The sequence below is a fragment of the Paenibacillus terreus genome (assembly GCF_042138595.1).
Taxonomy (GTDB): Bacteria; Bacillota; Bacilli; order Paenibacillales; family Paenibacillaceae; genus Paenibacillus; species Paenibacillus terreus.
In genome coordinates this window covers 61,844-73,289 of the sequence record NZ_JBHIRX010000026.1, presented here as the reverse complement: position 1 = coordinate 73,289, position 11,446 = coordinate 61,844, and the positions used below count along the sequence as shown (strand labels likewise).

The 11,446-nt window shown below is 45.3% G+C and carries 8 protein-coding genes and 3 pseudogenes; 6 read left to right on the top strand and 5 right to left on the bottom strand.

Annotation, left to right across the window (positions count from 1 at the left end; all coding sequences use genetic code 11):
- Nucleotides 1-130: 130 nt before the first annotated feature.
- Nucleotides 131-2,326: an alpha-galactosidase gene (locus ACE5KN_RS28970; RefSeq protein WP_375527788.1), complete on the bottom strand. Its 2,196-nt coding sequence runs from the start codon at nucleotides 2,324-2,326 to the stop codon at nucleotides 131-133.
- 210 nt (nucleotides 2,327-2,536) lie between these two features.
- On the opposite strand from ACE5KN_RS28970, the gene ACE5KN_RS28965 reads away from it, so the two are divergent.
- The gene (locus ACE5KN_RS28965) at nucleotides 2,537-3,361 is read left to right on the top strand and encodes a helix-turn-helix domain-containing protein (RefSeq protein ID WP_375527789.1); all 825 of its coding nucleotides are present in this window, start codon (nucleotides 2,537-2,539) and stop codon (nucleotides 3,359-3,361) included.
- An 83-nt stretch (nucleotides 3,362-3,444) separates the two neighbouring features.
- Here the strand turns inward: ACE5KN_RS28965 and ACE5KN_RS28960 are convergent, their stop codons facing one another.
- From ACE5KN_RS28960 to ACE5KN_RS28945, 4 genes are all read right to left on the bottom strand, one after another.
- Complete coding sequence (locus ACE5KN_RS28960) at nucleotides 3,445-5,574, bottom strand: Sip1-related alpha-galactosidase (protein ID WP_375527790.1); 2,130 nt, start codon at nucleotides 5,572-5,574, stop codon at nucleotides 3,445-3,447.
- 2 nt (nucleotides 5,575-5,576) lie between these two features.
- Nucleotides 5,577-6,404: a carbohydrate ABC transporter permease gene (locus ACE5KN_RS28955; protein WP_375527791.1), complete on the bottom strand. Its 828-nt coding sequence runs from the start codon at nucleotides 6,402-6,404 to the stop codon at nucleotides 5,577-5,579.
- Nucleotides 6,404-7,288 (bottom strand): carbohydrate ABC transporter permease, encoded by an 885-nt coding sequence (locus ACE5KN_RS28950; RefSeq protein ID WP_375527792.1) that lies wholly within the window; start codon nucleotides 7,286-7,288, stop codon nucleotides 6,404-6,406. The genes ACE5KN_RS28955 and ACE5KN_RS28950 overlap by 1 nt, the downstream gene beginning before the upstream one ends.
- Nucleotides 7,289-7,366: 78 nt before the next feature.
- Entirely contained in the window at nucleotides 7,367-8,695 is a 1,329-nt protein-coding gene (locus ACE5KN_RS28945; protein WP_375527793.1) for an ABC transporter substrate-binding protein, read from the bottom strand.
- A gap of 362 nt (nucleotides 8,696-9,057) precedes the next feature.
- On the opposite strand from ACE5KN_RS28945, the gene ACE5KN_RS28940 reads away from it, so the two are divergent.
- From ACE5KN_RS28940 to ACE5KN_RS28920, 5 genes and pseudogenes are all read left to right on the top strand, one after another.
- On the top strand, nucleotides 9,058-10,110 hold the full coding sequence (locus ACE5KN_RS28940) for a LacI family DNA-binding transcriptional regulator (protein ID WP_375527794.1): 1,053 nt from the start codon (nucleotides 9,058-9,060) through the stop codon (nucleotides 10,108-10,110).
- A gap of 159 nt (nucleotides 10,111-10,269) precedes the next feature.
- Nucleotides 10,270-10,567, top strand: a pseudogene (locus ACE5KN_RS28935) (transposase); the annotation flags it as partial.
- A pseudogene (locus ACE5KN_RS28930) lies at nucleotides 10,567-10,821 on the top strand (transposase); the annotation flags it as partial. The pseudogenes ACE5KN_RS28935 and ACE5KN_RS28930, both read left to right, overlap by 1 nt.
- Nucleotides 10,822-10,952: 131 nt before the next feature.
- On the top strand, nucleotides 10,953-11,123 hold the full coding sequence (locus tag ACE5KN_RS28925) for a hypothetical protein (protein WP_375527795.1): 171 nt from the start codon (nucleotides 10,953-10,955) through the stop codon (nucleotides 11,121-11,123).
- Nucleotides 11,124-11,148: 25 nt separating this feature from the next.
- Nucleotides 11,149-11,265, top strand: a pseudogene (locus ACE5KN_RS28920) (carbohydrate ABC transporter permease); the annotation flags it as partial.
- Nucleotides 11,266-11,446: the final 181 nt, after the last annotated feature.

Below are 11,446 nucleotides of genomic sequence, written 5' to 3'. Positions count from 1 at the left end.
TTACCTGAATACCTCCTCCAATAGGGGATAACTACGTCAAACCGGCGTCGAGGTGAGCTAGCGGGGCCTGAAATCTCATGATTCCAGGCCCCGTTTTCTGAAGTAGTTTTATTGTTTGGCTCTGATATATTCATTGCTCGTCTGTCTTGCTGAACCGCCACAACAGGCTGATAAAATCCCCTTTAATTCTTGGAAGCGTCAAACCGGCGTACATCAGCTCGTCACCTCCGTATACCTTTCCGGTTTCGTGATGTCGATACAAGTGATCCGGATTCAATCCTTTGCATTTCAAAATAGGCACCCTTTCACCCGGCTGGCTCAGCACTCGGAAGAAAGCAAGTACAGCTTCGCTCTGGTCATCAGAAACAAAGGCCCAGGCCGCCTCATTGCCCTCGAACGGACTTAAAATCCGATAAAATTCTCCGAATTGGATAAGGTGGCGAATTTCTTTATACAGCGCAATTTGGGACTTGACCATTATTTTTTCCTGCGGCGACATCGTGGTAAGGTCGAGCTCGTAGCCAAAGTTTCCCGACATCGCGACATGTCCCCGGGTGTCAAGAGGGGTAATCCGGTTGACTTGATGATTCGGCACACCCGAAACATGAGCGCCCATGGATACGGCTGGATAGACCATACTGCTACCGTATTGGATTTTTAGTCGGCTGATCGCGTCCGTATTGTCGCTTGCCCACGTTTGCGGCATGTAATAGAGCATGCCGGGATCATAGCGCCCTCCTCCGCTGGAACAGCTCTCGAACAGTACATTTGGGAAGGCGGAAGTGAGCTCATCCAATACCCTGTACAGACCGAGGATATACCGGTGCCCCGTCTCGCGCTGGCGTTCCGCCGGAAGCAGGGCAGAGCCGATCTCCGTCAGATGGCGGTTCATGTCCCATTTGACATACGTAATCGGCGCAGAAGACAGAATATCGGATACCGCTCCAACAATATAGTCGCATACATCCCGTCGCGACAGATCGAGAACAAGTTGATTCCGACCCACCGTACGGGGACGATCCGCCACATGAAGACACCAGTCGGGATGACGCCGGTAGAGTTCGCTGTCCGGTGAGACCATCTCAGGTTCGAACCACAGACCGAACTGCAGGCCCATTCCGGTTATTCGCCGGGCCAGATTATCCAGCCCCTCCGGAAGTTTGCGGTGGTCAACGGTCCAGTCGCCCAGGGAACTCAAATCATTGTCCCGCTTGCCGAACCAACCGTCGTCCAAGACAAAGAGCTCCATACCAAGTTCTTTCCCTTCGCGGGCGATCGCTTCGATCTTGTCAGCGTTAAAGTCAAAGTAGGTGGCCTCCCAGTTATTAATTAGAATCGGCCGTTCGGCGTCACGAAATTTGCCACGACTGAGTCGCGTGCGGTAGAGCCTATTAAAGACGCGAGACATCCAGCCCAAGCCTTGTGCAGAGTATACCATGACGGTCTCGGGCGTTTGAAAGCTTTCTCCGGGAGCCAACTGCCAGGAGAAGCCAAACGGATTGATGCCGATCGACACTCGAGTCGTCCGGTACTGCTGAACCTCGGCCTGGGCGATGAAGTTTCCGCTGTAAACGAGATTGAGCGCGTATACCTCGCCATTGTCTTCATCAGTCCCAGGACGAAGCAGGGCCAGAAACGGATTCTGCTGGGGACTGCTGGCACCTCGCCGGCTTTCCGCAGTCTGGATGCCGGGCATAAGGGGCCTCCGCGCGATATTTCGTTCATTGGTATGCGCACCGTAGAAGGTCAACATGTCATACTCGTCATCTCTGAAATCGATACTGGCGCTGAGCGCGCGAAGAAGGACCAGATTGTCGGATCCGGTATGATCGAAACGAACTGACCGCGCGATGGCGTCGTATTCGTTAAAGACAGTATACATCAAGGTAGCACGCAGACCGGTCAAAGCATCTTCAAGCACAAGCTCCAGCGTATCCGCTTCGTTCTCCCGCTCGATATAAGTGGCAGGAAGACCTGAAAGTTTTGGCTTCCCAGCAAATATCCGATGGGTTTGGTAACGGAAATCGCAAATTTCAGATCCGTTAGACTGGCGGACTTGATAGGCGGGTATGCCAAAATCGCCGTTCCCGTAACCCGGATACTCCTGCGGAAGGTTGTCCAAGGAGAACTTTCGGTCAGCAGGGTCAGGATTCGGAGAAAAGCCCCGATCGATAAAATCAAAAGATACAGAATCCCGATAGACGGCGATTCGTCGCCCCCAGTATAAATGCCCCAGGTAGCCGTCACGAACAATCTGAATGCAGTAGCTGGAACCAGGGGTCTGTAAGTGAAAAACTTGGTGTTCCTCGTCGTAGTGGATGCCCATAAGTGAAATCGTGCTCCTTTAGTGTTATAATTTTTGCAAGTGGATAAAATAACTCAGTTTAAAAAAGCTTTCATTACTAGAGTAAAGGTATAAATGGACCGAAACAAGAGTAACTTCATTAGCAAGGAAGGGTGAAAAATTGCTGTGAATCGTGAGGAGGAAAACAGGCAAGGGAAGCAGTCCTCGGTATCTTTTCACTTTATAACACCAATGCCCTATATCTTGTTAAAAGGTGCCGGATATCATCTGATTACTTCACATGATTATATCTGGGATGGAAGGAACCGTACCGGAGACCATTGCGTGCTTCAATATACATTGGGTGGTCGGGGGGAGATTGAAACGGGGGGGAGGAAGCATTCTCTTGAGCCGGGAGATGCTTTTCTGGCTGATGTTCCGGGCGATCATCTCTATCGTCTTCCGCCGGATTCCCCCAGATGGGAAGTGCTCTACTTCGAACTGTCACACTTAGCGCTGCATCTCCTCCAGGAATGGCTAGACGTTAACGGCTACATTTTCCGGATTGAACCGGAGTCCGAATTGGAGCATCTCCTGTGGGTTACTTATCGGGAAGCGATCGAGGACAGTTATTGCGATATGTACCAGTGCTCACGGGCTGCTTATTCACTGGCCATGTCGCTGGCCAGTCATCTTGTCACTCTTGCCAACAGCGCCCCATTGCCTCCATTCGTGGAACGGTGTAAGACGTTTATTGACAATAATCTGCATCGGAGCATTGGTCTTCAGGACATGGCGGAGGTTTCCGGCTGTTCGAAATTCCATCTCACCCGTGAGTTTGAGCGCAAGCTTGGCCTCTCTCCCGGTCGCTATTTAACTCGTATGAGGTTGGAGAGAGCGGCTGCTCTTCTGCTGGAGCCCGTGAGTCTGACATTGGAGCAGGTGGCGGAGCAGTCCGGTTTCTCGAATGCGAATTATTTCGGCAAAGTGTTCCGAAAGTATACAGGGATGGCTCCAGGGGAATTCCGTAAGGAGGGCGATTTGCATCAAATTCGGCGGTTGATCCGGAATGGTTAATTAAAATATAGTCTTGAAAATAGCAACAGGCTGCCGAAATTTTGGCAGCCTGTTTTGTAGCGGCTTGAAAGAAAAAAGAAAGGTTACGAAAACACCACGTTAATGATTAGGGGTTCACTTGACTCGATCGTATCAATGACAAAAAGATCCCCGTCCTGCCGGAATAGAGTGGGTACTCCATTGACCGTGACTAAGGCGGGCTCTTGGCATGCGCCAAAGCCGAATGTACCGCCTTCTCTTAGTTGCAGCAAGACTGAGTTATCATTGGTAAATAAAATCGTAACCGCCGCTGTGGACAGATACTTATCTAGAAGGCCAATCGGTGTGAAACCATGGTTCAGAATGGGAACCATCAAGTATAAAGCCACTCCGTTTTCCTTGAGTGTAAAGGGGACACTCTGACGGTAGGAACACTTTATCAGTTTTCGGCTAAAATGCTCGTACAGATAGAATTCTTGATCTTCATTACACAGCACCGGAATCTGGGAAGGGCTAATAGATCCATTAAGGATCCGGTCTTCCTGGTCAATGTTGAATACACCAACCGCAATGGCCCCTCCGACAGGAGCCCAGACCTTAAGTGGCATGCCATCCTGTTGAGGATTAACCATCAAGATGTCGGCAGTCGGGAGTCCGGGTTGATCGGCTCTCAGTACTTTGCCGTCACGAAATACGAGCGGGAGCAGATCTTTCGGTTCCGTAGCGCCAGGCTTGTCGCTAAAATAGACCGGACCGCCGCTAACGGCACGAAGTACCGCATTTTGCAGCGCCTCTTCATGGTTGGTCCAAAACATATCCCAATCTCCCCAGTAAAGTACATGATGATACAAGGAGTTATAGGCGTTCTGGAGTGCGTGTTCTTTAAAACTGATTTCTTTCCCGGGGACAAAATCGTCACTGTTGCGGGATAGCGATGAGGAAGGCCTAAACCATATATTTTCCGACTCCATCCCCATGCAGTTGATCAATTGCTGATCAAAATGCAACCCGGTAGACGCTTCTAAAGCGGTGTGCATTTCATACGCCGAACGGCCATCCGGAATGTGATGAAGCAAAAAACTGTTTATCGATCCCTGGCTGTCGACCTTCACAAAATCCACGCCCGAGTGGCGAAGACTGCGATGAAAAGCATTCCAGAAACCGAATCCTTTATCCGCACGGGGGTAGGGGATGAACCGGCCTTTTACGGTTTTATACACAAATTCACCAAATTCCTGGACGATGGCGCTGTCTGGATGAATCCCTGCCCAATAGCCAAAAAGGGTATGCCATACACCGACCCAGCGGACCCCGAAGTTCGATTTTAATACTTCAATTAAAGAAGCAAGGCCATTGGGAAATTTCTTTGGATCCGCCTCAAATGACATCAGCCCCTTCTCTTTCACATCTAACCAGCCATCATCAATCATGACCCAACGCACAGGGAGGTTTTTCTCATTTAATTCTTTGAGTTTCTCAATTAAACCGGCTTCGTTAACCTCGTTACGGAACGCGTCCCAAGAGCACCAGCCCAAGTATTCCAAAGCAATGGGATAACCTTTGTTTTCTCTCGGTGAAGTTGGATTTCCAATTAAATCAAGTGTGAACTTCATCGTTTCCTGAATTATGCGAAAAGAACTCTCTCCGTATGAAAGGACGAACAGTGGCGCGGAAATGTCGTCTCGTCCGCCTACGTTAGTCGAAAGACAAAGATCAAAGCCGTCATTACTGCCGCGTATCTCCGTTTTTTCAGTCAAAGTTACAACAGGTAGACAGTAGGCATAGTGGGAGCCGGACTGCCAGAGAATCGATTGGGTACGTTCAGGCAGTTCACTCATACCGGAAGTGAAAAAGGGACGCGTCCACCAATCATTAAAGTGGTAAAAGCCCAAAAGCTTGTCCATTTTTTGGGGTTGTGGAACCGAAATAACAATGGATTGTCTAGCATTGAAAGAAAATCGACGCCAGAATACCTCCTGAGCAGTCAGGCTTGCTTCCACAAAGCAGACGATCCTCGAGCCATAATCCATGAGATGGAGGTAAACCAGAATAGAATCGTCTTTGTCCGTGTACAGGCTTGTCTTTTTAGTGAAAGTACCGTGTTCATCGTGCCCTGAAGTTTGGTTCATTTCTTTTAAATCCAGGCTTTGTAAAGAAGAGCCTTCATCTGTTGAAACGCACACTTTCAAATTTGTTAAAAATGTAGCCTCTTCTAAATTAATCATATATTCCATGCTTATTTAACAGCTCCTTCGACGACACCTTTAATAATTTGCTTTTGCATAATGAGGTAAAAGACAATGACAGGAATGATGGCCATAACAAGTGCAGCCATGGCAACTCCGTAGTCTGATGTATATTTTCCAAAGAAATAATAGGTCGATAACGGCAATGTTTGTTGTTCTTTCGAAAGCAAAACCAGAGAGGGAAGCAAGAAATCATTCCATATCCACAAAACGTCTACAATGGCAATCGTCGTTGAGATCGGTTTTAAAATGGGAAAGATAATTTTCCAGAACACTTGAACCCGCCCGGCTCCATCCATTAATGCGGCTTCCTCAAGGTCTTTTGGAACGGTTTTAATAAACCCGTGATACATAAACGTGGCCAGGCTGATGCCAAAGCCAAGGTAAAAGAAGATAAGCGCCCATATGCTGTTGAGCATGTGGAGATTTCCATACAAGGAGACAAATGGAATCATTAAGGCCTGAAACGGAATAATCATCGACGAAACCAACATAAGCAATATAATAGAGGACATTTTATTCGACCAACGAACCAGGTAATAAGCCAACATGGAGGAGAATACCAAAATCGCCAGAACGGAAACGCCAGTAATAATCGCAGAGTTATACAATCCATACGAAAAATTCATTCTGGTGTACGCGTCCGTATAGTTTGAAAAATCAAACGTTTTGGGCAAGGTTAGAGGATTTCGGATAATCTCCACCCTAGACTTGAAGGAGTTTAAAAGGATTAACAAAAAGGGAAAGATAAAGAGAAAGAAAAGAATAGACATGCCTGCATACCAGCCTGCAGCTGTGTATAAACGTTTATTTCGCATCAGGCGTCCACCTCCAATTTCTTCATAACTCGCACTTGCAAAATGACGATTAACGATACGATCAGAAACATCATAATGGCTTTGGCCTGGCCCTGTCCAAAGTTACGGTAAATAAATGCATCGTTATATACATGCATGGCTATGATCTCGGTGGATCGATAGGGTCCGCCCTTTGTTAACGAAAGATTGGTATCATAAACCATAAAACTTCGTTGCAGGGTCAAAAATAGACAAATGGTAAAGGAAGATATCATCATTGGAATCTTGATTCGGAAGAGCTGCTGAATAGAGCCGGCTCCATCCAAATTGGCAGCTTCGGAAAGGGAAGAAGGAATGCTCATCAAACCGGCAATATAAATCAGCATCATATAGCCTGCGTTTTGCCAAACCCCGACAATAACAAGCGCCCAAAACGCTTTTGTCGTATCTCCTAACCAAGAATAGGACAGAAAATCTAAGCCCCACGCTTTTCCAAAATAAATGAGTACACGAGAAAATATGAATTGCCATACAAATCCAAGAATGATCCCGCCTACTAGATTGGGTGTAAAAAAGCCCGCGCGATAAAAATGCTGCCCCTTTCTTCCTATCGTTACAAGCAAGGCGAGGAAGAAGGCAACAACATTAGTTAAGATCAGCGTGAAAAATACATAACGGACGGTGAGCCAAAGGGATGTCCAAAACTCATTGTCCGAAAATGCAGCTTTATAATTATCAAAACCTATAAAGCGAAAAACGGAGGAGGTCCCATTCCAGTTGGTTAAGGTCATTATAAATCCAATGACAAATGGAACGATCACCACTGCCGTAAAAACAAATAGCGGAATCAACGCAAATATGGAAAACACCTTAATCTTTTCTCTCAAAGTCGTTTCTTTATACAAGGTTATCCCCCCGTTCCCTCCGTGCTGGAGAATGTGAGTGGGATAAGCGAGTCCGCGTATCCCACTCTTTTAAAGTCTTTAGTTGGACTTTTTCTTAATCCAATACTCCTCGAACTCTTTAGCTAAATCAGATTTGTTAATTACACCGGCCAAGTATTTTTGCATGGAAGTTCCCATCGCAGGAAAAGCGTCTGCCGGATAGTACGTATTCATCCATTCCAGTGTATTCCCTGATTTCATATAGCTGAGTACAGATTGGGAAAGGGAATCCGCAGGTTCCGCAGTAAAATTATCGAAGACAGGTAAGAAATTAAGTTTGTTGACATAATAATCTTGACCTTCTTTAGAAGAGATCATCCAATTTAAAAATTCCTTCGCCGCTTTTTGCTGGTCGGTTGTGGATTGTTCTGCATCGATGACCCAATAAGACGGAACGCCCACAGAGATCTGGGAATTGCCATAGTCTTCTGCGTTATTGCTTATCGGCACAGGGAGAAATCCATATTGGCCCTCCGGATCAAGTTCTTGAATCTGAGGGTACGCCCAGTTCCCCATAAACCACAGTCCCACTTGTCCGGTAGCCAAAGCTATGGGGCCATCGTCATAAACAGGGGAGAGAGGAGCGCTTTTGTTAATGTTGTACGCTTTCATAAGATCAAAAGTGTTCACCCAACCGGAGAATACTTCATTCTCGGAGAGCTTGACGGTACCGTTTTTAAGATCTTCAATAAATTTATGACGTTGATCTCTGTCCGAAGATTGGTCTGCAAATAAAATATTGGTATAATGTGCGCCCAGCGACCAGTCCATGGGAGAAACATGGATCGCTCCTTCTGCCGCACCTGATGACGTGATTTTATCCATCAGTGATTTGAGCTCATCCTGAGTTTTTACTGATGCGGGATTAAAATCTCCGCCACTTGCTTGGTCCAACACCTTTTTGTTATAAATCAAACCGAAGGCCTCAACCGATACTGGTATGCCTTTGATTTTGCTACCGTCAGTTACATAATCCAAGCTGCCTTTCATGGCATGAGATACCCAGGGTTGATCAGACAGATCCAAAAGTTTATCGTGCATGGATTCATATTCCGAACCCATCATCATGATGGTTGGCGCATTGTTTGATGCATAAAGGGTTGTCATTTTGTCGAAAGCGTTTTGATTACCAAGAGAAATGATCGAAACCTTGACTTGATTTTGTGATGTATTGTAGTGCTCCACCATTTCTTCAAATTGACTGATGATCTCTGACTTCCCGATAAGTATAGATATCTCTGTAGGACTACCTGCTTTAGCAGGTTCAGCGCTTTTATTGCCGGATGAAGAGTAGTTCTCTGATCCACTGCATCCTGCTAAGCCGAAAGCAAGAAGGGCGGTTCCAATTACAGCAAGTAATTTTTTCATGGTTAGGTCCCCCTGTTTAGTTTTACCTTTTTAACCAACTCTGAAGGGATAGTCCCTTTCATATATTTGCTCCCTTTATTTCAGTTCTCTCGCGGTAAAGTACCAACACCTCCTTATAAACTGTAATTAGCGCAAAGAGTGATTACAGTTAAAAATAAGTTAAATAAATTTGTTAAAAAGAGGGTTAAAAATGGTTAAAATCATAAAAACATAATATTGTAATCGTTTTATTTTGTCAATCCATAACTTAAATATTTTGTTTTTCATTAATCCGTAAAAGAAATGTTTTTGACGAGAGGTGTTGTTTTTGTTAAGATTTATTTAACTATATTTTACTTTATTTAACTCGGGGTGGTGTTTGTTTGGCTACGTTATCGGATGTTGCCACAAGGGCCCAAGTTTCTATTGCTACCGTTTCCCGGCTTTTTAACCAAGATCCAACCTTATCCATTAGTGTTGATACAAAAGAACGAATTTATGCTGTTGCTTCGGAGTTGGGTTTTACAGGGGCGCGGAAGCGATCAAAACCATCAAAAAAGCTTATCCAGATTGGATTGGTTTTGTGGTGTTCTCCAGAAGATGAGATAGACGACCCGTATTTCCTTTCCATACGTCAAGGCGTAGAGAAGAGATGCCAGGAAGAAGGAATTGTACTTGCTAAGGTTATACGTATGAGCGGCATGGAGGATGGAGCATCTTTAAACGGTATGGATGGTTTAATCGTAATTGGGAAGATTGATAGTGGAGACTTGGATTCTGTATACGGTAATAATGACCGAATTGTATTCGTCAATAACTTTGCTCAGGACCGTCAAAAATTCGATTGCGTTGTTTCCGATTTGGAGCAAGCCACAAAAGATGTACTAGATCACTTACTTCAATTAGGCCATAAGCGGGTCGGTTTTATTGGAGGGAAAGATTATTCACCTGTTAAAGGGGAGCGGAAAGGAAAAGAAATTCCGGAAATCCGTTACTCAGTTTACGAAAGAATAATGACCGAAAGGAGAATGTTTTCTAGCTCGGATGTATATTCGGGCGATTGGACAACAACCAGCGGTTATGAACTGATGCGAGAAGCAATACGAAAGGGGAATTTGCCTAGTGCTTTTTTTATTGCTAACGATCCAATGGCAATAGGTGCAATGCGCGCGCTGTACGATGAAGGTATTAAAGTACCTGACGAAGTAGCAGTTGTAGGTTTCGATGATATCGATTTAGCCGGCTTCGTTCAGCCTTCATTGACCTCTGTTAAAATCTATACCGAACAAATGGGGAGAACCGCAGTAAATCTGCTGTGCGAACGAATTAAGGGCCGTGACATTCCCTTAACAGTTACTGTTTCCACTAAGCTTGTGGTACGTGAAAGCTGCGGTGCCACTAAGTATCATAGTGACTCTGGGAATGGCCAACTTTAAGAGTCTAATTTAACAAGAGAACAAAAATCCACTATGCATTTGCGGAGGCCACTGAAAAAGTCCATTTATACGAAAAAGGTACAGTCCTTTTGAAAAATAGAGGCGGCTGTACCTTTTTTGCCGTATATTTAAGGTATCACGAATAGCGGGAGAGAGCAGATGATACGGCATCAACAAACATTGGTCTGAGTCCTTACGCGGCACTGTATGACATCGTCGTCCCGAAGGACAATATGCTCCGTCAAATCAACGAACTGGTGGATTTCACCTTTATGAACTGGAAGCAAAATATTGTCTGGACAATGGACGTAATGCCATTGACCCCATTCGTATGTTTAAATATCTCCTGCTGAAAGCCATCTTTGAACTTTCAGATGTAGACATTGTCGAACGCTCTAAGTATGACCTATCGTTCAAATACTTCCTTGGCATGACACCGGAAGAGTTGGTTATGAACACTCAGAACAAATGGCATTCCAAGAAACGGAGTATTTCAAAACAAAGGCCAAGGAACACTACAAAATTGAAGCGAAGAACAGCGAACTCAAACATGGACACGGGTACGATGTCGCCACATCCTCGGGTATGCTTGGCATGCAATTGCAAGGAGCAATGGCCATACTTGCAGTGAATCTCAAGCGAATATTGAAATTAACGGATTGGAGAGGCACTGGGGAGCTTTTCTTATTGAAGGGGGGCGGGAAGTGGTGACAGCGGGAGCCATATCCCGCTTGTGAGATAGGCAAATAAGAGCAGTTTTTTAGAACAAAAAAGAAAGCGGATACAATCATGGGGGCTAATAAAGAATATCATTAATTTTTTAAAAATCGGGAGGTATAGAAATGAAAATGAAATCAAACGCGATACTGAGAATTGTTCCAGCTATTCTTGCAGGCGTGATTGCCCTTACCGGTTGCAGTGGCAGTACATCAACATGTTCAGAATCAGGTGAAAGCGTAACTGGCAAAACAGTAAACCTTACGATGTCCGCTTGGGAAACCCGGCTGAACTAAAAATTTATCAAAATTGAATCGATTTGCAGATTGGCCATTGATGATGGCCGGAACGACAATCTCTGTAATTCCAGTATTAATTATTTATATTGTAGCGCAAAAGCAAATTATTGAGGGAGTCACATTTACAGGCATTAAATAAACAATTATCCCACCGTTTGCTGCCCGAGCAGATCGAGCAGAGGACAGACACGGAAAGTGAATCAAACTGATCGTTCGCAATGAGAAGCAAGGACTGCCGGTTCGAAAATGCTTAAGAAGAGCGCGTAAGCAGACGGGACTCCCTAGTCGAAAGTCAATTTTATTATAATATAGGTCACAAC

Coding starts and splice junctions, on each gene's coding strand:
- ACE5KN_RS28960 (WP_375527790.1), bottom strand. CDS start 5,574: ATGGAATATATGATTAATTTAGAAGAGGCTACATTTTTAACAAATTTG.
- ACE5KN_RS28955 (WP_375527791.1), bottom strand. CDS start 6,404: ATGCGAAATAAACGTTTATACACAGCTGCAGGCTGGTATGCAGGCATG.
- ACE5KN_RS28945 (WP_375527793.1), bottom strand. CDS start 8,695: ATGAAAAAATTACTTGCTGTAATTGGAACCGCCCTTCTTGCTTTCGGC.
- ACE5KN_RS28965 (WP_375527789.1), top strand. CDS start 2,537: ATGCCCTATATCTTGTTAAAAGGTGCCGGATATCATCTGATTACTTCA.
- ACE5KN_RS28970 (WP_375527788.1), bottom strand. CDS start 2,326: ATGGGCATCCACTACGACGAGGAACACCAAGTTTTTCACTTACAGACC.
- ACE5KN_RS28925 (WP_375527795.1), top strand. CDS start 10,953: ATGAAAATGAAATCAAACGCGATACTGAGAATTGTTCCAGCTATTCTT.